The following is a 24,400-nucleotide window of genomic DNA, read 5'->3' as shown; positions in this document are numbered from 1 at the left end:
GTGATCTCCGGAAGGCCGTTCTCGTCCTCGTTGGCGGTCAGCGTGTACGTGCAGTCCTTCGCCAGGACGAGCGTGCCACCGGTGTCCGCGTTCAGATCGACCAGCGCCGCGATCAGCTCGTTCGGGTCGCACTCCACCTTGATCGCGTCGGCGTCGCCGTGGTGACCGTGCTTGTCGCCGTGCTCGTCGTCGTTCTTGCCGCCGCGGTGCCTGTCGCTGTCTCCCTTGTCGCTCTTCCCGTGGTCGGCCTTGCCGCCCTTGTCGGTGTGGTCCGCCGGGGCGGCGGGAGTGCCGGGCGCGCCCTCGAACTTGCGGTGCTCGATCTCGATGGCTCCGGCGGTCGTGGTCGTTCCGATGATGGTGGCGAGTCCGGCCGCGGCCAGGACGGCCAGTCTCCAGTGACGGCTCAGCAACGCCGTCTTGATGTGGGGCGGGGTGCCCGGGGATTCAGACATCTGACGTGCTCGCTTTCTCTGTGACAGGCCGTCACGCCCCTTGTCGGGAAGGAGCGAAGCCACCTACATCGAATCACATTAAAAGCCAAAAATAAGACAATTAGCCCAAGTGGTGTGTGTCGCCGTCAATGCCGACGCACACCCGGGCATGCGCCCGCCCCCGGTGATGAGCTGCGAGGGCGGGTGATGTGCGGACTGGGGGATCAGCCGAAGCAGTTGGGGACGGTGTTGGTCCCGGTGGCCTGGCAGTTGGTCGGCACGTTGTCGACGATCCTGACCTTGCCGTTGGTGGTGACGGTGCCCAGGTTGTGCACACCGCCGGCGGGCTCGTCGGAGATGTTGCCGGTCACCTTCGTGTCCGTCAGATTCACCGTGCCGCTGTCGACGTAAATGCCGCCACCGCTGAATCCGTTGCCGGGCGCCTGGTTGTCGTGAATCTTGCTGTCGCGGAACACGACGGGCGCGTCGTCGCCGGTGGATACGTAGGCGCCGCCGCCGTCGCTGTCGGTCGCGACGTTGCCGTAGATCTTGGTGTTCTCGAGCGCCGCGGAATCGCCGAGGTGGAGGCCGCCACCGCCGCCGGAGATCGCGGTGTTGTAGGCCACGGTGCTGTCGCGGACGGTGAGCGTGCCCTCGCCGTGACCGATGCCGGCGCCGTAGTCGCCGTGGTTGTACTCGAAGACGCTCTGCTCGACCCGGCTCGTACCGGAGTAGTTGTAGAGGCCGCCGCCGGTGTAGGCGTAGTTGTAGGAGACCAGGCTCTTCTTGATGGTGAGCGTCCCGAGCTCGTTGTAGAGGGCGGCGTAGCCGGTGGGGTCGGAGACGTTGCCGGTGATCTTGGATCCGGTGATCTCCACCTTGCCTCCGAAGCTGAGGAGGGCGGGAGCGTCCTGGCCGGTGTTCTTGCTGAGGGTGCTGTTGCGGATGGTGGTGACGCCCTCGTTGTAGATGCCGCCCGCGTCCTCGTTGTTCTCGGGGTTGTCGACCGAGTTGCGGGTGATGGTGACATGGTCCAGATCGAGGCGACCCGAAGCGTGGACGTTGACCGCGGCGCCGTCCTCGCCCGGGGCGGTGGTGCCGCGGGTGAGGGTGAGGTGGCGGAGCTTCAGGTCGCCGCCCGTTCCGACTTCGAAGAGGCGGAACTGGTCGGCGTTGGCGGCACGCTGGATGGTGGCGCCGTTTCCGCGGATGCTGATGGGCTGGGTGATTTCCGGCAGGCCGTTGCCGTCCAGGTTGGACGTCAGCGTGTAGGTACAGTCCTTGGCGAGGACCACTTCCCCGCCCCTCTCCGAGTTCAGGTCGGCCAGCACCGCTACCAGGTCGTTCGGGTCGCACTCCACGTACCTCGTGGCTTCGCCGTAGTGGTGACCGCTGAACTCGTCGTGGTCGCTCCTGTCGCCGTGGCCGCCCTTGCCGTGGTTGCCCTTGCTCTCCTTGTCGTGGTTGCCTCGGTCGTCGTGGCCCTCGGCTTCCCCCGTGTCCTCGTCGCCCTTGGGCGATGCGCCACCGGGCGCTCCGCTGCCGACCGGGATGGCGGGGGCGGCTTCGGCCTTGGGGTGCGCGACGGCCTCACTGGTCGCGGTGGTGCCGATGGCGGTGGCGAATCCGGCAGCGGCAAGAACGGCCAAGTTCCAGTGACGGCTCAGCGTCGCCGTCTTGGGCCGGGATGGGGCGCCCTGGGAGTCAGGCATCTGATGTGGCTCGCTTTCTGTGTGGCAGGCCGTCACGTGCGTTGGCCGGAGGGGATCGCGGCTCCCTGTATCGAAACATAGGAAAAGCGGCAAATAGGATAATTAGTGTCAATGGGTGTGTCGGTGCGGGGAAGTGGTGGCGTATCCGGATACGGGCCCGCCCCCGGCGAAGTGCCGGGGGCGGGCTGAGGGGTCAGGGGGTGGCCGCTGAGGCGCCACCCGGTGAGTGCTTGTGGTTGTCGTCGGTTCAGCCGAAGCAGTTGGGGACGGGGTTGGTGCTGCCCTCGCAGTTGGTCGGGACGTTGTCGATGATCCGGATCTTGCCCTGGGTCGTGACCTCGCCGTCGTTGTGGATACCGCCCGCCTCCTCGTCGGAGATGTTCCGCGTCACCTTGACGTCGGTGAGGTCGAGGATGCTGCCCGTGTGCACGAGGATGCCGCCGCCGTTGGAGTCGACGCCCGGCGCCTGGTTGCCGTCGACCTTCACGCGCCGCAGGGCGACCTCCGTGCCCTCGTCCTCGAGGACGAGACCGCCACCGCCGAACGCGCCTTCGCCGGTCCCGAGGGCGACGTTGTCGACGATCTTGCTGTCCTCGAAGACCGCCTCGTCCGAGAGCTGGGCGCCGCCACCTTCCAGGCTCGCGGTGTTGCTGTAGATCTTGGTCCCGCGAACGTGGAGTCCGCCGCTCTCGTGGTCGATACCGCCGCCGTTGCCGTCGTCCTCGGTGTTGTAGGCGATCTCGGAGTCGTTGATCTCCGTCAGGCCGCCGTCGGACTCGACGCCGCCGCCGATGTTGTAGCGGATGTCGGACTTCCCGATCGTCGCGGACCCGCCCTCGGTCTCGACGGCGCCGTCGGTACCGATGTTCCGGTAGACCTTCGCGTCGTCCATCACGAGCTCGCCGTCATCGGTGAAGATGGCGGCGCCGTCGCCGGCGGAGTTGCCCTCGAAGGTGGTCTTCTTGGTCCTGGTGATGCCTTCGTTGAGGATGGCGCCGCCCAGGTCCTCGGTGATGTCGTCGACGGTGTTGTTGACGAAGGCGACCATCTCCGTTTCGAGGAGCCCCGCGTCCTGGACCCAGATGGCGCCGCCGCCCTCGTCCACGGGAGCCTTGCCGCGGGTGAGGATGACGTGGCTGAGCTTGAGCTCGCCACCGGCCGCGACCGTGAAGAGGCGGAACTGGTCGGCGTTGGCCGCCCGCTGGATGGTGGAGCCGTTGCCGTGGATGCTGATCGGCTGGATGATCTCCGGCAGACCGCTGCCGTCCGTGTTGGCGGTCAGGGTGTAGGTGCAGTTCGGCGCGAGACGCAGCGAACCACCGCTGTTCTCGTTCAGGTCGACGAGTGCCGCGATCAGGTCGTTCGGGTCGCAGTCCACGTCACGCTCGTACCAGCCGTGCTTCTTGTCCTGCTTCTTGCCGCCACCGGCCTTGTCGCCCTTGCCGGCCTTGTCTCCCTTACCGGCCTTGTCGCCCTTTTCGTGGCCGCCCTTGTCTCCCTTGTCGCCGTAGTCGGCCTTGCTGCCGTAGTCGTCGTCCTTGCCTCCCTTGTCCTTGCCTTCGTCGCCCTTGGAAGCGCTGTCCTTGTCTCCCTTGTCTCCCTTGTCCCCCTTGTCGCCGTAGTCCTCGTCCTTGTCGGACTTGTTGCCCCAGTCGCCGCCCTTGTCGTGGTCGTCGCTTCCGTAGTCCTTGTCTCCCTTGTCTCCCTTGTCTCCCTTGTTGCCGTAGTCGCCCTTGTCAGAGTCCTTGTCGGCGTAGTCGTCCTTGCCTTCGTTGCCCTTGGAGGCGCTGTCCTTGGAGGCGCTGTCCTTGTCGGCGTAGTCGTCCTTGCCTTCGTTGCCCTTGCCTTCGTTGCCCTTGGAGGCGCTGTCCTTGTTGCCGTAGTCGCCCTTGTCGTGGCCGCCCTTGTCGCCCGAGTCGTCCTTGCCCCAGGAGTGGGAGTAGTCGTCTCCCTTGTCTCCCTCGTCCTTGCCCGAGTAGTCGGGGTTGCCGGCGTTGGCCCAGTAGTCACCGTGCTCGCCGTCGTTCGGCATGCCGTCGGCCGGGGCGGCGACGGGTGCCGCCTTGGCCTTGACGGGCGCGGCCTGCATGGCTGCTCCGGCGTCCTGGATTCCGACGATGGTGGTGGTGGCCGCCATGGTGGCGAACCCGGCCGCGGCGAGAACGGCAACCTTCCAGTGACGGCTCAGCGCCGCCGTCTTCGGACGGTGCGGGGTGCTCTTACCGGCACCCGCACCCGTGCCCTGTGATTCAGACATCCGACGTAGCTCTCCTTCTTGTGTGACGGGCCGTCACGCCCCATGTCCGGAAGGGGCGGAAGTGCGACACATCGAATCACAGGAAAAGCCATAAATAGGACAATACGAGCGTGTCGGGATGTCGAGTGTCAGATTCCCTCCGATGGGTCAGTGGGGCGGAGTGTCAGCGCGTCCATGGCCCCGCTCAGTCGCTCCAGCACTCGCACCGTTTCCGCGAAAGCCGCATCGCCGAGTTCGGCGGCGAGGTGGGCTGCGAGGTCCGCGTGTCCGGGGTTGATCCGCTCGATGGCGGCCCGGCCCCCGGCGGTCGCGCGCAGCAGCTTGGCGCGGCGATGGGCGGGGTTGGGGGTGTACTCGGCGAGCCCCTTGGTGACCATCAGGTCCGCGATTCGCTGCACACTCTGGCGGGTGATGCCCATGGCGCGGGCGACACCGGACACGGGCAGAGGCTCGTTCAGCACGGCGCCGAGCACCTGCCACCAGGCTGCGGTCAGTCCGGCCGGGCGGGCCAGCTCGTCGGCGGCGGCGAGGAACTGCCCGTTCAGCCGGAAGACGCTCAGTGCGGTGGCGCTGAGCATGTCCTGGTGGCTGCTGTCGCCGCTCATGCGTTGAGCTCCTCGAACGCGGCCGGGTCGGAGTCGTGGAACAGCCGGAACCAGGCGTCCAGCTTGGCCGCGTCGAAAGCGCCCAGTCTGCCGAGGATCTCGCGGGCGAAGGCGACCGGCTCGGTGGGGCCTGCGGTGATCAGGTCGCCGTCGGTCACGGCGTCGGCCTCGGTGTACAGCGAGATGCCTGCGTATCCCGTGGCCGCGAGATAGAACGACACGGCGCTGGTGTGCCTGCGGTCATCGAGCACTCCTTCGCGGGCGAGCCCGGCCGTCGCCCCGCAGATCGCGGCGACGGGCGTCCCGGCGCCCAGGAACTCCCTCGCCTTGCGGGCGAACGGTGCGAGCTCGTCACCCGCGTCCCAAAGGTCGGCCCCGGGGAGGATCAGGAGCGCACTTTCCTCGGGTCGCAGGTCTTCGAGTGTCAGGTCGGGCAGGGCGCGCAGCCCTCCGATGCTGGTCACGGGCCGGCCGGCCGTCAGTCCCACGGTGCGGACGGTGAAACCCGTGCGGGCCAGCCAGGCGGTGGAGTGGCCTGTCTCCCAGTCGGCGAACGTGTCGTACACGGCGAGGTGAACGGTCTTGGTCTCCATGACAGTAGACTGTCATTACGACAGCATGCTGTCAATGCTTGGTCCCTGGACCGCGACACCATGCCGATGAAAGTGGCCGAGGCCATACAAGGTGGCCATGTCCGGCGCCCGCAGCCGGTCCATACGCTGTCCGCTATGACCCCTCATGCCGATCCGCAGGCAGGCGCGGCCGTGAAGGCCGCCGACCGTGCCCACGTGTTCCACTCCTGGTCCGCACAGGGCCTGATCGACCCGCTCGCCGTCGCCGGCGCCGAGGGCTCGTACTTCTGGGACTACGACGGGAACCGCTACCTCGACTTCACCAGCGGCCTCGTCTACACCAACATCGGGTACCAGCACCCGAAGGTGGTCGCCGCGATCCAGGAGCAGGCCGGCAAGCTGGCCACCTTCGCGCCCGCCTTCGCCGTCGACGTGCGCTCCGAGGCGGCGCGCCTGATCGCCGAACGCACTCCCGGTGACCTGGACAAGATCTTCTTCACCAACGGTGGTGCCGAGGCGGTCGAGAACGCCGTCCGCATGGCCCGGCTGCACACCGGCCGCGCCAAGGTGCTCTCCGCCTACCGCTCGTACCACGGCGCCACATCCACCGCGATCAACCTGACCGGCGACCCGCGCCGCTGGGCCTCCGACACCGCGTCCTCGGGTGTCGTCCACTTCTGGGCGCCCTTCCTCTACCGCTCGCCCTTCTACGCCACCACGGAGGCGGAGGAGAGCGCGCGGGCCCTCCAGCACCTGGAGGACACCATCGCGTTCGAGGGTCCCGGGACCATCGCCGCGATCATCCTGGAGACCATCCCCGGCACCGCCGGGATCATGAGCCCGCCGCCCGGCTACCTCAAGGGCGTACGGGAGATCTGCGACCGCCACGGCATCGTCTTCATCCTCGACGAGGTGATGGCCGGCTTCGGGCGCACCGGCAAGTGGTTCGCCGCCGAGCACTTCGACGTCATACCCGACCTGATGACCTTCGCGAAGGGCGTGAACTCGGGTTACGTGCCGCTGGGCGGTGTCGCGATCTCCGCCGAGATCGCCGCCACCTTCGACAAGCGCCCCTACCCGGGCGGCCTCACCTACTCGGGCCACCCGCTGGCCTGCGCGGCCGCCGTCGCCACCATCCAGGTGATGGAGGACGAGCGGGTCGTGCAGCGCGCAGCCGAACTGGGCGAGACCGTACTCGGGCCCGGCCTGCGCGAGCTGGCCGCCCGCCACCCGTCGGTGGGCGAGGTGCGCGGTGTGGGCGCCTTCTGGGCCCTGGACCTCGTACGCGACCGGGAGACGCACGAGCCGCTGGTCCCGTACAACGCGGCGGGCGAGGCGAACGCGCCGATGGCGGCCTTCGGCGCGGCCTGCAAGAAGAACGGCCTGTGGCCCTTCATCAACATGAACCGCACCCACGCCGTCCCCGCCTGCAACATCGGCGACGCCGAGGCCAAGGAGGGCCTGGCCGCCCTCGACGCGGCCCTCGCCGTCGCCGACGAGCACGTCGCCTAGGGCTTCCCGGCCCGACCGCCCAGCCTCTTCCGGCGTCTCCGGACGGATACTCCGGCCGCCGCCGCCACGGGGTGCGGCATACCGCGAAAGCGGCCGCACCCCGTGGCCGTGTAGTTCTACGGGGTGCGGCCGCACCGTCGCGGCCGCACCCCGACGGTGGGGGCCCCCCCCTGGGCGCCCGGCCGGGGCCCTCCGTCGCCTCCCACGCGTCGTGGGCGGAGAGCCCCCGGGGGGGCGGCGCCAGGGGGGGGCCCCCCCCCCCCCCCGCCCCCCGCCCCCGGGCCCGTTTTTTTTCTCGGGGGCGCCCCCCCCCGGCGGGCCCCCCCCCCCGACGGTGCGGCCCACCCCGTGGCCGCCCTGCCGGGCACGTCCGGAGCCTCCACCGCGGCGTCGGCGTAGCGCCACCGTGGTGAAGCACACCAGATGGGTCCCCTCCCGCTGGCTTAAGGTGTCGTGAACCAACCCGGAGGGGACCCAGAACATGCCTGCGAGCGCCGCTGTGACGCGCAGTACTCTGCGCCAGCAGATCGCGGAAGCGCTCCGTGACGAGGTGCTCGCAGGGCGCCTTCAGCCCGGGCAGGAGTTCACGGTCAAGGAGATCGCCGCCACCTACGAGGTGTCCGCGACACCCGTCAGGGAGGCGCTGGTCGACCTGACCGCGCAGGGGCTGCTCGACTCGATACAGCACCGCGGCTTCCAGGTGCACCGCTTCTCGGTCGCGGACTTCCGGGGCATGGTCGAGGCGCGCTCGCTGATAGTGGACGGCATCTTCCGCCAGGACGGCGCCCCCCGGGTCGGACTGGGGCGGGCCCTGGGCTCCGTACAGCGCCGGGCCGAAGAGGCCGCGCGGGCGGCCCGCGCGGCCGACGTGGACATCCTCATCGGCTACGACGTGCGCTTCTGGCGCGAGCTCGGCGCCCTCGTGAGCAACGCCTACATCGCCGACTTCCTGCACCGCCTGCGCGTACAGGCCTGGGTGTTCGCCGTCCCGCACCTCCGGGCCGAGAGCGATCTGAGGACCTGGCTGTGGAGCGGCCACGACGAGCTCGCGGAGGCCATAGGCGGCGGTGACGCGGGTGCGGCCCGCGAACTGATCATGGCGCACAACAGGCACGCCCTGGCATGGGCGGACCGCCTGGAGCGCCGCGCGGGGCACAGCCTCCAGCATCGCCCGCCGGACGGCCTGGAGTTGCGGGCACCGCACCCCCGGGAACCTCGCGAGCAGGGACCCCAGTGACCGCGCGCCTTCGGCCAACGGCGCTGGCCAGTGGTGCGCGCTGACTGTCCGGGTCGGCGTCGTGGCACTACGCTGTCCCGACCATCGCACAAACCGCACGCCGATCGATCCGATGGAGAGCGAGCTTGTCTTGGCCTGTGACCTCTGGCTGGTCCCCCTTGTCGATGTGCTGTGCCACAGCCCGGACAACCCCTTTGCCGAAGAGATCGCGTCATACGACAAGGCCCTCACCGCTGCGGGTCTGCCCACGATTCCCGTCTTCGCCTACATGCCGGGACTGTCCGGTGATGTCGCGCCCGTCGCCGGCTTCGACTACGACGCCCTGCACTTCCTGCGCCGGGCCTATCTGCTCCAGCTCTGCGGCCTCGCGGTGACGCCGGTGGACGAGTTGGGCGGTGACTACGAACAGCTCCTGGAGATGTTCGAGTCGACGGCGCAGCAGTCCCACCTGGTCTGGCACTACGACCACGCGGGCGCGTACGTCCCCGTGGACTTCGACGCCCCTCTTTCCAACGAGGAACTCCTCGCCGCCGGCGGCCCCCTGGGCTCGTCGCAGGGCCTGCTGCGGGAGCTGGAGCTGGTGGCCCCCGCCATCGGGATCGACCCCGGGAACCCCCCGGCCGCTCCGGCCCCGCCGACCCGCCCCACCTCGCTGGAGGAGCCCGCGGGCCCGATCCCTTATGACGAGAGCCCCTTCGCCCGCGAGCGCCACGTCTGGCTCGGACTGCACGCGGCGGCGACCCGCAGCCTCGGTCAGGGTTCCATGGTCATCTTCAGCTGACCCCCCAGATACGCGATCACCGACGCGGGCGCAACTCCACGCCCACCTAGGCGGATCCGCCGGCTGCGCGCGGTGTTCAGCGTGGCTCGGGAGGTCGCTGGCGCGGCATGTTCGGGCGGGACGGCGGGGAGAGTGGGAAGCGGCCCGAGGCGTGACCGGCACCCGCGGCGGTGTCCTGGCGGGACGAAGAGGGCGCGGCGAGGGCCTGCATCGCCAGCGGGGCCGGGCCCGAGCGGAATTCGATCATCCAGTCCGCCGTCTCGGCCCGCACCAGCTCGGTGACGTCCTCCGAGAAGCGCCGCAGCACACCGAGACACCTGTCGGCCGCCTCGCTCGCGGTGCCGTCGGTGGGGCCCAGCACCTCGCGGACGCTCTCCGAGGCCCAGTCGAACTGGAGAGCCTGGAGCCGTCGGTGCACGGCATGGGCGGTGGCCATCGAACGCATCCAGCCGGAGGTCAGCCCGAAGTAGCGGTCGCAGGCCAGACAGGCGGCGGACAGCAGCAGCGACAGATAACCCCAGGTCGCGGCCCCCGTGAGCATGTCGGTCAGGTGGAGGAGGGGCAGGGCGGCGCCCGCGAACACCCCGAGTGCCGTACCGATGCGCAGCACACGGGCCCAGCGGCGCTTGCGCGTACGGTCGCGGAGATACCAGTCGGCCGTGTGCAGGGCGTTGCTCTCGACCCAGCGGTACAGCTCGTCGAGACGCTCCGCGGGCTCTCCCCAGTCCCCGAGCGGGAAGGGGCGGGCCGTCAGGTCGGGCTGCATCTCCGGCTGGCTCACCGGGGCACTCCTCTGCGCTCTGCGTGACTACACATGACGACATGTGACGATGGACATGGCCCAGCTAACCCTGCGTGACGCAAGTCGTACGAGGTCGGCGTGGGGTGTAGTGCGCAGGGCCTTCCTACCGCCGAATGGTGGGCCGTGGGGGCTGGATCCCGGTAATTGCGCCCGCACGGGGGGTGCGCTCCGGTAGAGCAGGGATGCTCGTTCCGGCACGAACTCACTCGAAAGAGTTGGTGCGGACGGGGAGCCGACTGGGTGGGGCGAGCCGCCCCATGACCACGTAGGCTCGGTTTACCGAAACAGTCGTCGTCGAGAAGCCAGGAGTGACCCGTGATTCCCGGTGGTGGTCAGCCCAATATGCAGCAGCTGCTCCAGCAGGCCCAGAAGATGCAGCAGGACCTGGCACAGGCCCAGGAGGAGCTGGCGGCGACCGAGGTCGAGGGGCAGGCGGGTGGCGGGCTGGTCAGGGCCACCGTCACCGGCTCGGGAGAGCTGCGCGGCCTTGTCATCGACCCCAAGGCGGTCGACCCGGAGGACACCGAGACCCTCGCCGATCTCGTCGTGGCGGCCGTCCAGGCGGCGAACGAGAACGCGCAGTTGCTGCAGCAGCAGAAGCTCGGCCCGCTCGCCCAGGGGCTCGGCGGTGGCGGCGGGATCCCAGGTCTGCCGTTCTAGGTCCTCGCGGGACTTCTAACCCGCACATGGACCAACTACCGTAACCATCCAAACAATCCGGCCAGGAGAGGCGTTCCGTTGTACGAAGGCGTGGTTCAGGACCTCATCGACGAACTGGGCAGGCTGCCCGGCGTCGGTCCCAAGAGCGCGCAGCGGATCGCCTTCCACATCCTCCAGGCGGAGCCGACCGATGTGCGCCGCCTCGCCCAGGCCCTTCTCGAGGTCAAGGACAAGGTCCGGTTCTGTGCCGTGTGCGGCAATGTCGCGCAGCAGGAGCAGTGCAACATCTGCCGGGACGCCCGCCGCGACCTGGCCGTCATCTGTGTGGTCGAGGAGCCCAAGGACGTCGTGGCGATCGAGCGGACGCGTGAGTTCCGCGGCCGTTACCACGTCCTGGGCGGTGCGATCAGCCCGATCGAAGGCGTCGGCCCGGACGATCTGCGGATCCGCGAGCTGCTGGCGCGGCTCGCGGACGGCGCGGTGACCGAGCTGATCCTGGCGACCGACCCCAATCTCGAGGGCGAGGCCACCGCCACCTACCTGGCGCGCATGATCAAGCCCATGGGGCTGAAGGTGACGCGTCTCGCCAGCGGACTTCCCGTTGGCGGCGATCTCGAATACGCCGATGAGGTCACGCTCGGGCGTGCCTTCGAGGGGAGACGACTTCTCGATGTCTGACGCAACACTCCACTCCACCACGCAGGACCCGGCCGACTTCGCGGTCCAGATCGCCGACTCGATCGAAAGCTTCATCGTGGCCGTCACGGAAGTGGCGAAGGGCGACGAGCCCGACAGCGCGGTGCCCTTCCTGCTGCTGGAGGTCTCCCAACTGCTCCTCACCGGGGGCAGGCTCGGTGCGCACGAGGACATCGTCCCGGAGGAGCGCTACGAGGCGGACACGGGCCCGGACCTGGAGGTCGACGAGCTGCGCGAGCGGTTCGTGGTGCTGCTGGACCCGGTCGACGTCTTCTCTGAGGTCTTCGACCCGTACGAGCCGCGCAAGGCCCCGGTGGCCTGCCGAATCTCCGACAATCTCGCGGACATCGTCACGGACCTGGGGCACGGCCTCGCCCACTACCGCGCAGGCCGCACCACCGAGGCTCTGTGGTGGTGGCAGTTCTCGTACTTCTCCAACTGGGGTCCGACCGCCTCGGCGACGCTGCGCGCCCTTCAGTCCCTGGTCGCGCATGTCCGCCTCGACCAGCCGCTCCAGGAGCTGGACGGACTGGACACGGACGAGGACCTGGCGGAGGAGGATCTCGCGGAGCAGGCGGGGCGTGTGATGGTGCAGGAGATCGCGGGGCCGCTGGGCCTGCGCTCGGCGCCCTGACGGCCTTTCCCGCCGCCCGTCACCTTGAGTGGTACACGGTGACTGCTCGTCACTTCCGGTCGCTCCTGGCGCCTTCCGGCGTGAGGGGCGCCACATTCCGGCGTGCTCTGCCTGACTCCGGGAAGGAACGCTCTGAGCGGCCAGGAACGCCCCGCCCGCGGGATCGTGGGACATCCACGGGTTGTCGCAGGTGATGGCCGGGTTATTACCCGGATGCCGCCACGTGAGCGGGACATCTCACGATGCGATACGCAGGGGGCGTTCCCGGCCCGCTCGTTAAACTGAGCCGACCGCAGTGCTGACTGCGGCTGATACTGAGCGAGGAGCGCACGTGGGCCTTGTCGTGCAGAAGTACGGAGGCTCCTCCGTTGCCGATGCCGAAGGCATCAAGCGCGTCGCCAAGCGGATCGTGGATGCCAAGAAGAACGGCCATCAGGTGGTCGTCGTGGTTTCCGCGATGGGCGACACAACGGACGAGTTGATCGATCTCGCCGAGCAGGTATCCCCGATCCCTGCCGGGCGTGAGTTCGACATGCTGCTGACCGCCGGAGAGCGGATCTCCATGGCGCTGCTGGCCATGGCGATCAAGAACCTGGGCCACGAGGCCCAGTCGTTCACGGGCAGCCAGGCAGGCGTCATCACCGACTCGGTCCACAACAAAGCGCGCATCATCGATGTCACGCCTGGCCGGATCCGTACGGCGCTGGACGAGGGCAACATCGCCATCGTCGCCGGCTTCCAGGGCGTCTCCCAGGACAAGAAGGACATCACCACCCTGGGCCGCGGCGGGTCCGACACGACCGCCGTCGCGCTGGCCGCCGCGCTGGACGCCGAGGTGTGCGAGATCTACACCGACGTCGACGGCGTCTTCACCGCCGACCCGCGGGTCGTGAAGAAGGCCCGCAAGATCGACTGGATCTCCTTCGAGGACATGCTGGAGCTCGCCAGCTCCGGCTCCAAGGTGCTGCTGCACCGCTGCGTCGAGTACGCGCGCCGCTACAACATCCCGATCCACGTCCGCTCGTCCTTCTCTGGGCTGCAGGGCACCTGGGTCAGCAACGAACCACACGCCGAGCAAGGAGCCCGCAAGGTGGAGCAGGCCATCATCTCCGGTGTCGCCCATGACACCTCCGAGGCGAAGATCACCGTCGTCGGTGTGCCGGACAAGCCGGGCGAGGCCGCCGCGATCTTCCGCGCCATCGCGGACAGCGAGATCAACATCGACATGGTGGTGCAGAACGTCTCTGCCGCGTCCACCGGTCTGACCGACATCTCCTTCACCCTCCCCAAGACCGAGGGCCGCAAGGCGATCGACGCGCTGGAGAAGACCAAGGGCGCCATCGGCTTCGAGTCGCTGCGCTATGACGACCAGATCGCCAAGATCTCCCTGGTCGGCGCGGGGATGAAGACCAACCCGGGCGTCACCGCGTCGTTCTTCGAGGCGCTGTCGGACGCCGGGGTGAACATCGAGCTGATCTCGACCTCCGAGATCCGCATCTCGGTCGTCACCCGGGCCGATGACGTGAACGAGGCCGTCCGCGCGGTCCACACCGCCTTCGGTCTCGACAGCGACTCCGACGAGGCCGTCGTCTACGGAGGCACCGGTCGGTGAACCGCCCGTGAACCACAAGCCGTCGCTGGCGGTCATCGGTGCGACCGGGGCCGTCGGCGCGGTCATGCTCCAGATCCTGTCGCAGCACGCGGATGTCTGGGGCGAGATACGTCTGGTCGCATCGCCGCGCTCGGCCGGCCGCAAGCTGGCCGTGCGGGGCGAGGAGACAGAGGTCGTCGCCCTCTCCGATGAGGCGCTGACAGGGATCGACGTGGCGCTGTTCCTGGTGCCGGCCGATGTGGCCGCCCACTGGGCGCCCATCGCCGTCGCCAAGGGCGCGGTGGTCGTGGACAATTCGGCGGCTTTCCGGCTGCACCCGGACGTGCCGCTCGTCGTGCCCGAGATCAACGCACATGCTCTGCGGACGCGTCCGCGCGGCATCGTCGCGAGCCCCGGCTGCGGCACCCTCGCGATGATCGTCGCGGTCGGCGCGCTGCACGCCGAATTCTGCGTGGACGAGCTGGCGGTGACCACCTTCCAGGCCGTCAGTGGTGCGGGCCTGGACGGCGTCGACGCACTGCGCACCCAGCTCGCCCTGGTCGCCGGCACCGAGCTGGGGACCCACCCAGGCGACGTACGCCGGGCGGTCGGCGACGGCACCGGACCCTTCCCCGGCCCGATGGCGCTCAATGTGGTGCCTTGGGCGGGAGAACTCGCCGAGGACGGCTGGTCGTCCGAGGAGCTGGCGATCCGCGCCGAGACCCGGAAGATCCTCGGGCTGCCCGAGCTGAGGGTCTCCGCCACCTGCGTGCGAGTGCCGGTGGTCACCTCGCACTCGATCTCCCTGCACGCCCGGTTCGAGCGCCAGGTGCACGTCGGCCGGGCCCACGAGATCCTCGCCACCGCCCCAGGAGTGGTGCTCTTCGACGATCCCGCGGCGGGCGAATTCCCCACGCCTGCGGATGTGGTGGGCACCGATCCGACCTGGGTGGGCCGGGTGCGGCGGTCCATGGACGACGACCGGGCACTCGAACTCTTCGTATGTGGGGACAATCTACGCAAAGGTGCCGCACTGAATACGGCCCAGATCGCCGAGGCCATCGTCCGCACATAGTCACGGAACGTAGTGTGACCATGGTTGCGGGGGACTCCTGACAGTCTTCCCGTCAGACCTTTGTAGGATCTGTGAACACCTTGTGTTCAGGTTGGGCTGCTCGACGTCCGACCACGTTGCTTGCATGTACCACTTGAACTGGGGTGATGGCATGTTCGGCGACGCCTTCCCGCCATTCCGCAACCAGTGGTTGGTGGGTGGGCGTCTTTGTGGTCGCCCCTTTACTGTGCCGCGTCACATGGGGGGGCATTGGGGAAGAACGAATACGCATGAGGACATACGGGGCGTACGGGGTATGCGGGGCGCCGCCAAGAACGGTGAAGTGCGCGTACAACCCTGACGGGGGGAAGCGTGTCCAACAAGCGTGGCAGAGGTACTCGACATCACAGCGGTGGTCCCGATCCGCGGCGGCACGGCCTTGCTCCCGTCCGCTCGCGCCATCGGCCTTGCACCGGCGCCCGCCGACGGCGCCGGCGCCCTGCGACCGCTCCGGCGGCCCCGTGCCGCCGGCGGCATGCCGGTGATCGCCCCGATGCCCGCCCCTCGGCCCACCCGCATACCGTCCCAGTCGTCCCCGCGCGAGGGCACTGACGAGACGATGACCGCGGGCACGACCGTCGACCATCTCACCGAGACCTACCGCGCCCACTACCGGTCGCTACTAGGCCTCGCGGCACTGCTCCTCGATGACACCGCTTCGTGCGAGGACGTGGTCCAGGAAGCCTTCATCCGGGTTCACTCGGCGCGCAGCCGCGTCCGTGACCAGGAAAAGACCCTGGCCTACCTCCGCCAGACCGTGGTGAACCTCTCGCGCTCCGCGCTGCGCCGCCGGATTCTCGGGCTGAAGCTGCTCACCAAGCCCATGCCCGACATGGCGAGCGCCGAGGAGGGCGCGTACGACCAGCTTGAGCGCGACGCACTGATCAAGGCGATGCGCGGACTGCAGCGCCGCCAGCGTGAGGTGCTCGTTCTGCGGTATTTCGTGGACATGACCGAGGCCCAGGTCGCCGAGACCCTGGGGATATCCCTGGGCTCGGTGAAGGCCTACGGCTCGCGCGGTATCGCGGCGCTCCGCGTCGCCATGGGAGCCCCGGCATGAACGGGCACGATCACGCACACGGGCCGAACCGCGAAAACGGGCCGGAATACGAGCCCGGTGGCGACCGTGAGCAGCACACTGAGCGGTACGGGCCGGACGGGCCGTTGAACGACCGGACTGGGAACGGAATTGTGAACCACGGGCCACTGCACCACCGGCACCACGGGCCTGATGACGACATCGCACCCGACCTCGACGAGCTGGGCCTGCGGCGGATGCTGCACGAAGCCGTGGAGGACCTCACGCCATCGGACGGGACACTGGAGCGACTGCGCCAGGCGGTCCCCGTACGGCGTGCCCGCAAGCGCCAGGCGCTGTTCGGCGTGGCCGCCTCCGTGGTCCTGCTGGGTGCTGCCATCCCCGCCTTCGTCCACGTCGCCGAGTCCGGGGCGCTCGACCCGGCCAGCCCCGTCAACGCGGGGCACGGCGAACACGCCCAAGGCGGCACGGGAGCCGAAGCCGGGACGGACACCGGTGACACCGCCCCGGGCGGCGAAGGGCCGGGACAGCGGCCCGGCGAGGCCGGCAAGCCCGGCGCGACCAGCTCGCCGGACGCGCGCGCGAGCACGTCCGCCCAGGAGTCGCCGGTTGCCCAGGTGGTGCCCGAGGAGAGCATCCCGCCCACCACACCCACCTGCGGCTCGGCCCAGCTCGCCGTGGACCACACCGAGGTCGGCACACCGGACGCCGAAGGCAAGGTCTACGGCGCGTTCCGCATCGCCAATGTGTCGGGCACGAGCTGTGCGGTCACCGAAGCCGGCACGGTCGCCTTCGAGACGGCGGGGGCCGCGGACGCCTCCAAGATCAGCGTGGTGGAGCACGCGGCGGGGGACGCGGCGACCGGGCTGCCCGATCCGGCCTCCCAGCCCACCGCGCTGCTGCTGGGACCGGCTGCGTCCTATGAGGTGAAGTTCGCCTTCGTCCCTTCGGAGACCTGCCCCACCACGGGTGCTTCACCCGACCCGACCACGCCCTCCGACGGCGATTCCTCCGGGGCGGCGGCGACGGACTCCGAAGGAGCAGCTGCCGAGCCCCAGCTCGGCGCCGCCGACGGCGGCACGGCGGACGGGAGCATCACGGTCTCCCACGTCCCCGCAGCGGGGGGCCCCACGGCCGAGGCGACCATCCCGGGCGCGTGCGCGGGCACCATCTACCGCACGGGCGTACTGAGCGGCTGAGGCTCGGGGGCGTGCCGACGGGCTGAGGCTCAGTGCCGGGGGCGTACCGAAAAGCTGAAGCTCAGGCGGATCGATCGAGGCTCAGGCGGGATCGAGCCCCAGCGCCGCGTCCTTGGCCGCCTCCGCCTCGCGCCGTACGAAGCGGAACCACATGAACACCACGAAACCGGCGAAGGCGAACCACTCGAGCGTGTAGCCGAGATTCTGGAACGCCTTCAGGTCGAGGGTGCTGCCCCCCGGCGCCGCCGCGGGCACCGGCTTGAGCCCGTCCGGCGCGCTGGGCAGTGTGATCCAGGCGTCGTACACCTTGTCCGGCACCAGATTGACCAGCGATGCCGCACTGATCATGCCCACCTGCCCGCTGGGCAGTCCGCCCGCGGTGTGCACCCCGTCGGTGCCGGAGGTCTCCGAGGCCTGGAGTGCACCGGTCACCGTCACCTCCCCGGCGGGGACCGCGGGCACGGCGCCCCCGGCGGGCAGCCATCCACGCACGACCGGCAGCGCCTTGCCGCTGCCGGTCCGCAGGAGCGTCAGCACATACGAGCCCCGCTTCCCGTCCAGTTCCCGGTCCGGGACGAGGAACTGCTCGCCGTAGCGCCCGGTCGCCCGCGCCGGACGACCCGAGGTCTCCGCGTCCACCGGCAGCAGCTCATCGAGCGCATCAGGCACCTGCGTGCCCGGGTCGGGCCGCTGCTCCGCGGCCTCGTGGGTGGCCACGCGATCCTCGAACCGGCCGAGCTGCCAGGTCCCCATGAACACGCAGAAGGGGATGCTCAGCACGACGAAGAGGTTGATCCCCCACCAGCGGGGCGTCAGCAGGAACCGGTACACCCCTCCAAGGTACGGAACGCCCGGCTTGCCCCGGCCCCCGCCCCCCGCACGAGCCCTGCGATCTCGGTGGTCTCGGCGAAGAGCAGGACCCGTACCCGGCATACAGGGCCCAGAACCAGGACCCAGCACCCAAGACCCGCAGGGCGGCGGCATGGCTTCACTGTGCAGTTCTCAAGGTTCGGCACTCAAGGTGCGGTTGCCCGGGTTCAGTTCCCGACGCTCAGATGCCTGGCGGCGAAGTCCAGCTCAAGCCGCACCTGCTTGATCCGCTCCTCCACCACCAACGAGCCGTGCCCGGCGTCATACCGGTACACCTCGTGGACCGCTCCACGGGCCATCAGCCGGTCCACATAGTTCTCGACCTGGCGGATCGGACAGCGCGGATCGTTCACCCCGGCCGAGATGTAGACGGGTGCCGTCACGGCGTCGACGTACGTCAGCGGGGACGAGGCCTCGAAGCGGTCCGGCACCTCGTCCGGCGTCCCGCCCATCAGGGTGCGGTCCATCGCCTTCAGGGCCTCCATCTCGTCGTGGTAGGCGGTCACGTAGTCCGCGACCGGCACCGCGGCCAGCCCCAGTGCCCAGGTGCCGGGCTGGGTCCCGAGACCGAGAAGGGTGAGGTACCCGCCCCAGGAGCCGCCCGCCAGCACCAGCCTCGCCGGGTCGGAGAGGCCCGAGTCCACGGCCCACTCCCGGACCGCCGTGATGTCCTCCAGCTCGATCAGTCCGACCCGGTGCTTGAGGGCGTCCGTCCATTTCCGCCCGTATCCGGTGGAGCCCCGGTAGTTCACCCGGACCACCGCATAGCCGTGGTCCACCCAGGCCGCGGGCCCCGCCGCGAAGGCGTCGCTGTCGTGCCAGGTCGGCCCACCGTGTACCTCGAAGACCGTGGGGAACGGCCCATCCCCGGCCGGCCGCTGCACCAGCGCGTGGATCCGCCCTCCCGGACCGTCCACCCAGGCATCCTCCACGCTCACGGACCCCGGCGCCCTCATCCCCGGCGGGTCCAGCACCTCACGGCCCGTCGTGGAACGCACCTTCGGCGGGTGCGCGGCGGACGACCACACGTACTCCACCGTGCCGTCGGGCCGGGCCGTCGCACCGGAGACCGAGCCCGCGGGGGTGTCCACCCGCTCCAGCTCACGGGCCGCCGGATCGAAGCGCCACAGCTCGCTGCGTGCCTCGAAGCTGTGGCCGATCAGCAGGGCGGACCCGTCCGGATACCACTCCGCGCTCACATCGCCGGGCAGGTCGATTGCCAGCTCCGTCTCCTCGCCCGAGGCGACGTCCCACAGCATCGGCTCCCAGCGACCGCGCCGCTGGTGGCCGACCAGCAGCCTGGTGTCCCCTTCCACAGGCGCGAAACCGAGCACCTCGAGTCCGAGCTCCTCGGCGCCGCCCTCGGTGTCGTCCAGCTCCGCAACCGTCACCCCGTCCAGCGTGACGACGCGCAGCGCCGGGTGCATGGCGTCACCGTGCTCCGTGTGCTCTATCGCGAGCAGCGCGCCGTCCCTCGAGAGATCACCGACGCCCGCCGACTCCCGGTGCCGGTAGATCTCGACGGGCTCAGCCCCGGACCGTACGACATGGATCGTCGTCCCGTCCTCGTCCGTCGAGCGCCCGACCACCGCCGTGCCGTCCCGCCCGAGCGCCAGCCCCGCCCCGTACGAGGGGTCGAGCCCCGGCGCCGCGGGTTCGTCGGCCCCGCCGTGAAAGGGCTGCCGCATCCACACCCCGAACTCGTCCCCGTCCCGGTCCGCGAACCACCAGATCCACGCACCGTCCGGGGTGAGCTCTCCTTCCGTCGTCCCGTTCGGCCGGTCCGTGACCTGACGCTGCTCACCGGTCGACCGGTCCCATGCGTACAGCTCGTACGTCCCCGTGGCATTGGACACGAACAGCGAGCGCTCCGGCGCGTCCTCGGCCCAGTCGGGCAGCGAGACCCGTGGCGCACGGAAGCGCTGCTCCCACAGGGGCGAAGCCGGTACGAGCGGGTCAGCGTGTTGGTCGGAGGGCGATGTGGACTCGGTGATCTCAGTCATGCCCTCCATTTTGCGCCGCACCGCTGCCGGACGCCCTCGGCCTGTGGATAACTTCAGAGAAACAGCCCCAGCGCCTGGTCAAGGGACCAGGCCTGCCAGCTCATGCCGAAGAGGGCGACCGCCGAAATCAGCGCCATCATCAGATTCTGCCCCTGCTCGGCCCAGTCGTGGATCATGAGGACGAGATAGATCAGATTGAGCAGCAGCCCCGCCACGAGGGCGATGGGCGTCAGCAGACCGAATATGAGCCCGAGTCCGAGGGCCAGCTCGGCGTACACGACGATGTAGGCCATGAGCCGGGGCCGCGGCTTGACCACCTTGTCGAACCCCTTGCCGACAAACCCCCAGCGGTGCTTGTCCGCGACTCCTGCGGCCCAGGTGATCCCGCCGCCGACGAACCACGTCTTCTTGTCCTTGTGGCGCCAGCTCTCCAGCCACCACAGGCCGAGGCCGATCCGGAGGACCGCGACCCATTCCGCTCCGGTGAGCCAGATCGTCTGCATCCCAAAGCCTCCTCGGCGTCCATCAATCTGACAGTTCGTCAGTTCAGCTCAGCGCGACGGATCACGCAAGAGTCCCGGCGTGCTCCTTCGCGCCCTTGCGGCCCATCGAGCGCTCCCCATAACCTGAATCTGATGAACCGTCAGATCGTTTGGGCCTGCAGGGAGTAGGGGACGTGACCACCGATGAGAACGCAGCCGTGAACGCCACCGTGGACGTGCCCAGGGTCATCAGCGTGGATGATCACGTCATCGAGCCCGCGCACCTCTTCGAGACCTGGCTCCCGGGCAAGTACCGGGACAGGGGACCGAAGCCCTTCACTGCCGGCATCGGGGAGCTCGAGTACATCGGCGGCAAGTACCGCTTCACCACGGACCCGGACGGACAGCTCACGGACTGGTGGGAGTACGAGGGCGAGCTCTTCCCGTACAAGCGGATCATCGCCGCCGTCGGCTTCTCACGCGACGAGATGACGCTCGACGGCATCACGCGGGAGCAGATGCGCCGTGGCTGCTGGGACCCGAAAGCCCGGCTGGAGGACATGGATCTCAATCACGTGGAGGCGTCCCTCTGCTTCCCCACCTTCCCGCGCTTCTGCGGCCAGACCTTCGCCGAGGCCAAGGACAAGGAGGTCGGGCTCGCCTGCGTCAGGGCCTACAACGACTGGATGGTCGAGGAGTGGTGCGGCGACAGTCGCGGCAGGCTGATCCCGCTCTGCCTGATCCCCCTGTGGGACATCGACCTCGCCGTCGCCGAGATCAGGCGCAACGCCGCCCGCGGGGTGCGCGCGGTCACCTTCAGCGAGATCCCGACCCACCTGGGCCTGCCCTCGATCCACTCCGGCTACTGGGATCCGTTCTTCGCGGCCTGCGAGGAGACCGGCACGGTGGTGAACATGCACATCGGCTCGTCCTCCCAGATGCCCGCGGCCTCCCCGGACGCCCCCCCGGCCGTCCAGGCGTCGCTGAGCTTCAACAACGCCATGGCCTCGATGATGGACTTCCTCTTCTCGGGTGTCCTCGTGAAGTTCCCGCGCCTGAAACTCGCCTACAGCGAGGGTCAGATGGGCTGGATCCCGTACGCCCTGGAGCGCGCCGACGACGTGTGGGAGGAGCACCGCGCCTGGGGCGGGGTCAAGGACCTGATCCCGGAGCCGCCGTCCATGTACTACTACCGTCAGATCTTCTGCTGCTTCTTCCGCGACAAGCACGGCATCGAAGCCATCGAGACGGTGGGCGTGGACAACGCCACCTTCGAGACCGACTACCCCCACGTGGACTCGACATGGCCCCACACCAGGCAAGTGGCGGCCGAACACGTCGCGGGCCTCTCCGCGGACGTCGCGTACAAGATCCTGCGTGGTAATGCCATCCGGATGCTGGAACTACCCTTCGACGCCGGCCCGGGCTCGAAAGCCTGGAAGAGGGCGCCGCATTGAAGGTGATGCCGGAGAAGCCCCGGCCCCGGAGCCAGGACCGTTCTGAGTGTCACCGTCGGTGCCGGTGTGTACCGCCGACGTCAACAGGGGGATCGCGCGGATGCCCCCTTCGGGAGCCTCGCACGCTCTGGCCCCGATCGAACGGGCAGCCAGGGTCACGGCGTTCCGCCGCGCTTGTACCCTTCCCACAGACGGCCGCCGACTCGCTCCAGTACCTCATCCACCACGCTGATGAGTTGCTCCGCCTGCCCTTCCAGCGCCAGCCGGGCACCATCGTGCAGCCGCATGGTGAACCCCGGCGCCGCATCCTCGAGGCGTCGGGCCAGCCACTTCCCGCCCCCGTTCCATGATCCGGTCAGGACTAGGACCAACTCCCCAGTGCGACGTACCAGTTCCATACTCACGAAAAGCCGCTCACCCGGGTCGGCGCACGCGGCGAGGTCGTCGAGGAGATCGGTGATCGCGTAGCGGCGGTCGTCGATCTCCTCTGCCGCCATGGGCGGGGGCCCTGCGGCAGCCAGCTTCCGGGACTCGGCGGCCAACCGCGCACCGACCCCGTCCCGGTCGAACAACAGCACCCCGTCGGCACACATCCACGCCAGCGGTGACCGGCGCACGCGTACCTCCCGCTCGACGAACTGGTGCCAGCTCTGCTCGGAATGCACGAACAGCTCCACCGGCCACCCGTGCGCCCGAAAGCTCATCCGGTACGGCGCGGGAGCCCCGTGCAGGACGACCACGATGTCGAGGTCGGACATCTCGGTACGGCGGTCCGTCACCACACTCCCGCCCAGAAACGCCGCCCTGGCGTCGGGGTGATGTTCCCGTACAACGGCGAGTGCGGAACCGATGGCATCCATGCGACGAGTATCCGCATTCGATCATCCGCCGCGACCCGTGAGTAGGATCTTCATGCAGTCACAGATCCTCGACGAGGAGCTCTCTCATGGCCGTCATCCACAACACCACCATGTCGCCCACCAAGCTGGCACTGCTCACCGACTGGCTTCCGAAGCAGAGCTGGTACGTGGGTCACACGGACTCTCCGGACCTGGTCAGGGCCGGCGGGTTCCGCCTGGATGATCCAGAGGGCGAGGTGGGAATCGAGTTCATGATCGTCGTGGACGCCGCCCCGCAAGCCCCGGTGGCGTATCTCGTGCCCCTGAGCTACCGCGGCTCAGCGCTCGAGGGCGTCCCAGGCGAGGCGCTGATCGGCACTTCCGAGCATGGTGTACTCGGGACCCGGTGGATCTACGACGGCGTCCACGACCCGGTGGTGATGGAGCAGTTGGGCACTCTCCTTCGCGGCGAGTCCGTGCCGCAGCACCAGAGCGAGAGCGACACTCCCGACCCGACCGTCACCGTTCACGGAACGGGCTCTGACCACGGCGTTGACGTCCATATCAACCGCGTCCTGCGGCCGTCCGATGCCGCGCAGACCGCGTCCGGATACCTCATGGCGGGGTGGACCTGGCCGAACGGAACGTCTGCACGAGGTGTCTTCGCCGTCGCGGAGCCCCGCTGACGATCACTGCCTTCAACGGACACACCATGTAGGTAGCCGTGGTCCCTATGGCGTCGAGGTAGTCGAGCGGCAACGCTGGGGAACCGCGCGGTCACGGCGCTGCGTCTGTCAGAGCGAACTACGGGTGGCGACAGCCATCCAGGTCGCCCGGCCGAAGGCAGCCCTGAACAATGCCGTCACACGTGCCGTACGGCCATGACGCGGCCAAGAGCTCGTTATCGAGGTGAAGCCGCACGCGAGGTCGCTTCCCTACGGGAAGGGCCGGCATGCGGTCTCGGCTGGACGACGGTGAACGGGGCCGGGCGATATGCGGAACCCGGATGGCCGCACGTACCACAGGGTCGAAGGGTGGTGGTCGGCTCGCGGTCAACGGCCGAAACCACCGTACTCGTGGGAGCTAAGCCGCTGTGTGTTGTGCGGCACGCACGCCTGAGCCGAACCCTTGTGCATCCTCGACTGGGAGGGTTTCGTCGTTCCCGAAGTCCGGGGCCTGGAAGGGGTCTGTCGCAGGAGTCGGCGGTGCCGCGGTGGCGCAGCGGGGTTGCCCTTCCAGGGCGGAGAACAGCGACGTCGGTTCGATGGGGAGTCTCTCTTTCGTTACAGACCCCTGAAGGGGCCTGGCGTGCCGTGACCGGGCACAGCGGTCCTACAGCTTGGTCATCTTGGCGTACGGGCTCAAGATCCGCATTTGCGCCGAGCTGAAATCCACGAGCGCCGCGATTCCATCCTCGATGCCGATCACTCGGCCGAGGCCATACACGTCGTGTGTGACCTGGTCACCCACGGTGAAGTGCTTGGGAGCCGCCGCGACGGGGGCCTTGAACGGGCTGGTAGGCAAGTGACGCTTCGGTGGCACAGGCTTAGTCATCGCCTCATTATGTACCTACGAACCGCACTGGTGGCTGACTCTCGGCGGCTGAATTAGCTGATCTTCGCACTCGACTCCTGCGAGAGCTGAGCCCGCCGACCGGTCGGTAGACGGTCCGGTACGGGGGTTCGGACTCATAGGAGGCCGAATCGCCCGTACCCTTCATGGTGTCCACGGCGTCACATAGCGGGCGCCAAACCCTGGAGGCAATACCTCGTGCTGATTGCTCAGCGTCCCTCGTTGACCGAAGAGGTCGTCGACGAGTTCCGCTCCCGGTTCGTGATCGAGCCGCTGGAGCCGGGCTTCGGTTACACCCTCGGCAACTCGCTCCGCCGTACGCTCCTGTCCTC

Annotated in this window: 23 protein-coding genes and 1 pseudogene; 13 read left to right on the top strand and 11 right to left on the bottom strand. The window is 68.9% G+C overall.

Annotated elements, in window-relative coordinates:
• The 5 genes from ABZ532_RS29670 to ABZ532_RS29650 form a co-directional block, all read right to left on the bottom strand.
• Window positions 1-455 (bottom strand): hypothetical protein (locus ABZ532_RS29670; protein ID WP_361290499.1); only part of this gene is annotated, 455 nt, incomplete at its 3' end.
• Window positions 456-658: 203 nt separating this feature from the next.
• Window positions 659-2,146: a right-handed parallel beta-helix repeat-containing protein gene (locus ABZ532_RS29665; RefSeq protein WP_361290496.1), complete on the bottom strand. Its 1,488-nt coding sequence runs from the start codon at window positions 2,144-2,146 to the stop codon at window positions 659-661.
• A gap of 247 nt (window positions 2,147-2,393) precedes the next feature.
• The gene (locus tag ABZ532_RS29660) at window positions 2,394-4,403 is read right to left on the bottom strand and encodes a hypothetical protein (RefSeq protein ID WP_361290493.1); all 2,010 of its coding nucleotides are present in this window, start codon (window positions 4,401-4,403) and stop codon (window positions 2,394-2,396) included.
• Between the two features lie 128 nt (window positions 4,404-4,531).
• Window positions 4,532-5,008, bottom strand: coding sequence for a helix-turn-helix domain-containing protein (locus ABZ532_RS29655; protein ID WP_361290490.1), 477 nt, complete (start codon window positions 5,006-5,008; stop codon window positions 4,532-4,534).
• Window positions 5,005-5,601, bottom strand: coding sequence for a DJ-1/PfpI family protein (locus ABZ532_RS29650; protein WP_361290487.1), 597 nt, complete (start codon window positions 5,599-5,601; stop codon window positions 5,005-5,007). The genes ABZ532_RS29655 and ABZ532_RS29650 overlap by 4 nt, the downstream gene beginning before the upstream one ends.
• A 135-nt stretch (window positions 5,602-5,736) precedes the next feature.
• Here ABZ532_RS29650 and ABZ532_RS29645 point away from each other — a divergent pair, with 135 nt between their 5' ends.
• The 3 genes from ABZ532_RS29645 (at window position 5,737) to ABZ532_RS29635 (ending at window position 9,110) form a co-directional block, all read left to right on the top strand.
• Window positions 5,737-7,092 (top strand): aspartate aminotransferase family protein, encoded by a 1,356-nt coding sequence (locus tag ABZ532_RS29645; RefSeq protein ID WP_361290484.1) that lies wholly within the window; start codon window positions 5,737-5,739, stop codon window positions 7,090-7,092.
• A 481-nt stretch (window positions 7,093-7,573) separates the two neighbouring features.
• Window positions 7,574-8,329 carry a GntR family transcriptional regulator gene (locus ABZ532_RS29640; protein WP_361290481.1) on the top strand — a complete coding sequence of 252 codons (756 nt, stop codon included), beginning with the start codon at window positions 7,574-7,576 and terminating at the stop codon, window positions 8,327-8,329.
• A gap of 130 nt (window positions 8,330-8,459) precedes the next feature.
• The gene (locus tag ABZ532_RS29635; protein ID WP_361290505.1) at window positions 8,460-9,110 is read left to right on the top strand and encodes a hypothetical protein; all 651 of its coding nucleotides are present in this window, start codon (window positions 8,460-8,462) and stop codon (window positions 9,108-9,110) included.
• 76 nt (window positions 9,111-9,186) lie between these two features.
• Here the strand turns inward: ABZ532_RS29635 and ABZ532_RS29630 are convergent, their stop codons facing one another.
• Window positions 9,187-9,876: an SLATT domain-containing protein gene (locus tag ABZ532_RS29630; protein WP_361290502.1), complete on the bottom strand. Its 690-nt coding sequence runs from the start codon at window positions 9,874-9,876 to the stop codon at window positions 9,187-9,189.
• Between the two features lie 351 nt (window positions 9,877-10,227).
• Between ABZ532_RS29630 and ABZ532_RS29625 the strand changes: the two genes are divergently transcribed.
• The 7 genes from ABZ532_RS29625 to ABZ532_RS29595 all read left to right on the top strand — a co-directional run bounded on the left by ABZ532_RS29625 (window position 10,228) and on the right by ABZ532_RS29595 (window position 16,845).
• Entirely contained in the window at window positions 10,228-10,572 is a 345-nt protein-coding gene (locus tag ABZ532_RS29625; RefSeq protein WP_361290478.1) for a YbaB/EbfC family nucleoid-associated protein, read from the top strand.
• A 78-nt stretch (window positions 10,573-10,650) separates the two neighbouring features.
• Complete coding sequence (recR, locus tag ABZ532_RS29620) at window positions 10,651-11,250, top strand: recombination mediator RecR (RefSeq protein WP_361290475.1); 600 nt, start codon at window positions 10,651-10,653, stop codon at window positions 11,248-11,250.
• Complete coding sequence (locus ABZ532_RS29615) at window positions 11,243-11,902, top strand: DUF5063 domain-containing protein (RefSeq protein WP_361290472.1); 660 nt, start codon at window positions 11,243-11,245, stop codon at window positions 11,900-11,902. Before recR ends, ABZ532_RS29615 begins: the two co-directional genes overlap by 8 nt.
• A 331-nt stretch (window positions 11,903-12,233) precedes the next feature.
• Window positions 12,234-13,514 (top strand): aspartate kinase, encoded by a 1,281-nt coding sequence (locus tag ABZ532_RS29610; RefSeq protein WP_361290470.1) that lies wholly within the window; start codon window positions 12,234-12,236, stop codon window positions 13,512-13,514.
• A 7-nt stretch (window positions 13,515-13,521) separates the two neighbouring features.
• Window positions 13,522-14,568, top strand: coding sequence for an aspartate-semialdehyde dehydrogenase (locus ABZ532_RS29605; RefSeq protein ID WP_361290468.1), 1,047 nt, complete (start codon window positions 13,522-13,524; stop codon window positions 14,566-14,568).
• 364 nt (window positions 14,569-14,932) lie between these two features.
• A complete protein-coding gene (locus ABZ532_RS29600; protein WP_361290465.1) occupies window positions 14,933-15,667 on the top strand; it encodes a SigE family RNA polymerase sigma factor in 735 nt (244 codons plus the stop codon).
• A 131-nt stretch (window positions 15,668-15,798) separates the two neighbouring features.
• Window positions 15,799-16,845, top strand: coding sequence for a hypothetical protein (locus tag ABZ532_RS29595; protein ID WP_361290462.1), 1,047 nt, complete (start codon window positions 15,799-15,801; stop codon window positions 16,843-16,845).
• Between the two features lie 81 nt (window positions 16,846-16,926).
• Here the strand turns inward: ABZ532_RS29595 and ABZ532_RS29590 are convergent, their stop codons facing one another.
• The 3 genes from ABZ532_RS29590 to ABZ532_RS29580 all read right to left on the bottom strand — a co-directional run bounded on the left by ABZ532_RS29590 (window position 16,927) and on the right by ABZ532_RS29580 (window position 20,221).
• Window positions 16,927-17,676: an SURF1 family protein gene (locus ABZ532_RS29590; protein WP_361290459.1), complete on the bottom strand. Its 750-nt coding sequence runs from the start codon at window positions 17,674-17,676 to the stop codon at window positions 16,927-16,929.
• 206 nt (window positions 17,677-17,882) lie between these two features.
• Window positions 17,883-19,727, bottom strand: coding sequence for a prolyl oligopeptidase family serine peptidase (locus ABZ532_RS29585; RefSeq protein ID WP_361290456.1), 1,845 nt, complete (start codon window positions 19,725-19,727; stop codon window positions 17,883-17,885).
• A 44-nt stretch (window positions 19,728-19,771) separates the two neighbouring features.
• The gene (locus ABZ532_RS29580; protein WP_361290453.1) at window positions 19,772-20,221 is read right to left on the bottom strand and encodes a DoxX family membrane protein; all 450 of its coding nucleotides are present in this window, start codon (window positions 20,219-20,221) and stop codon (window positions 19,772-19,774) included.
• A gap of 173 nt (window positions 20,222-20,394) precedes the next feature.
• Here ABZ532_RS29580 and ABZ532_RS29575 point away from each other — a divergent pair, with 173 nt between their 5' ends.
• On the top strand, window positions 20,395-21,657 hold the full coding sequence (locus ABZ532_RS29575; RefSeq protein ID WP_361290450.1) for an amidohydrolase family protein: 1,263 nt from the start codon (window positions 20,395-20,397) through the stop codon (window positions 21,655-21,657).
• Window positions 21,658-21,812: 155 nt separating this feature from the next.
• On the opposite strand, the gene ABZ532_RS29570 is transcribed toward ABZ532_RS29575, so the two are convergent.
• Window positions 21,813-22,517, bottom strand: coding sequence for a nucleotidyltransferase domain-containing protein (locus ABZ532_RS29570; protein WP_361290447.1), 705 nt, complete (start codon window positions 22,515-22,517; stop codon window positions 21,813-21,815).
• A gap of 86 nt (window positions 22,518-22,603) precedes the next feature.
• Between ABZ532_RS29570 and ABZ532_RS29565 the strand changes: the two genes are divergently transcribed.
• Entirely contained in the window at window positions 22,604-23,182 is a 579-nt protein-coding gene (locus ABZ532_RS29565; RefSeq protein ID WP_361290444.1) for a 1,4-alpha-glucan branching protein, read from the top strand.
• A 646-nt stretch (window positions 23,183-23,828) separates the two neighbouring features.
• On the opposite strand, the gene ABZ532_RS29560 is transcribed toward ABZ532_RS29565, so the two are convergent.
• Window positions 23,829-24,050, bottom strand: coding sequence for a hypothetical protein (locus ABZ532_RS29560; protein WP_361290441.1), 222 nt, complete (start codon window positions 24,048-24,050; stop codon window positions 23,829-23,831).
• 216 nt (window positions 24,051-24,266) lie between these two features.
• Here ABZ532_RS29560 and ABZ532_RS29555 point away from each other — a divergent pair.
• Window positions 24,267-24,400, top strand: a pseudogene (locus tag ABZ532_RS29555) (DNA-directed RNA polymerase subunit alpha); the annotation flags it as partial.

The organism is Streptomyces sp. NPDC019396 (genome assembly GCF_040632375.1).
Lineage (GTDB): Bacteria > Actinomycetota > Actinomycetes > Streptomycetales > Streptomycetaceae > Streptomyces.
The sequence above is the reverse complement of the archived record's forward strand: the minus strand, read 5'-3'. Positions and strand labels throughout refer to the sequence as shown.

Excerpts from the sequence above, each read along its gene's own strand:
- ABZ532_RS29640 (WP_361290481.1), top strand. The coding sequence starts at position 7,574 with ATGCCTGCGAGCGCCGCTGTGACGCGCAGTACTCTGCGCCAGCAGATC.
- ABZ532_RS29565 (WP_361290444.1), top strand. The coding sequence starts at position 22,604 with ATGGCCGTCATCCACAACACCACCATGTCGCCCACCAAGCTGGCACTG.
- ABZ532_RS29630 (WP_361290502.1), bottom strand. The coding sequence starts at position 9,876 with ATGCAGCCCGACCTGACGGCCCGCCCCTTCCCGCTCGGGGACTGGGGA.
- ABZ532_RS29665 (WP_361290496.1), bottom strand. The coding sequence starts at position 2,146 with ATGCCTGACTCCCAGGGCGCCCCATCCCGGCCCAAGACGGCGACGCTG.
- ABZ532_RS29580 (WP_361290453.1), bottom strand. The coding sequence starts at position 20,221 with ATGCAGACGATCTGGCTCACCGGAGCGGAATGGGTCGCGGTCCTCCGG.
- ABZ532_RS29560 (WP_361290441.1), bottom strand. The coding sequence starts at position 24,050 with ATGACTAAGCCTGTGCCACCGAAGCGTCACTTGCCTACCAGCCCGTTC.
- ABZ532_RS29660 (WP_361290493.1), bottom strand. The coding sequence starts at position 4,403 with ATGTCTGAATCACAGGGCACGGGTGCGGGTGCCGGTAAGAGCACCCCG.
- ABZ532_RS29655 (WP_361290490.1), bottom strand. The coding sequence starts at position 5,008 with ATGAGCGGCGACAGCAGCCACCAGGACATGCTCAGCGCCACCGCACTG.
- ABZ532_RS29585 (WP_361290456.1), bottom strand. The coding sequence starts at position 19,727 with ATGGAGGGCATGACTGAGATCACCGAGTCCACATCGCCCTCCGACCAA.
- ABZ532_RS29615 (WP_361290472.1), top strand. The coding sequence starts at position 11,243 with ATGTCTGACGCAACACTCCACTCCACCACGCAGGACCCGGCCGACTTC.
- ABZ532_RS29570 (WP_361290447.1), bottom strand. The coding sequence starts at position 22,517 with ATGGATGCCATCGGTTCCGCACTCGCCGTTGTACGGGAACATCACCCC.
- ABZ532_RS29645 (WP_361290484.1), top strand. The coding sequence starts at position 5,737 with ATGACCCCTCATGCCGATCCGCAGGCAGGCGCGGCCGTGAAGGCCGCC.
- ABZ532_RS29650 (WP_361290487.1), bottom strand. The coding sequence starts at position 5,601 with ATGGAGACCAAGACCGTTCACCTCGCCGTGTACGACACGTTCGCCGAC.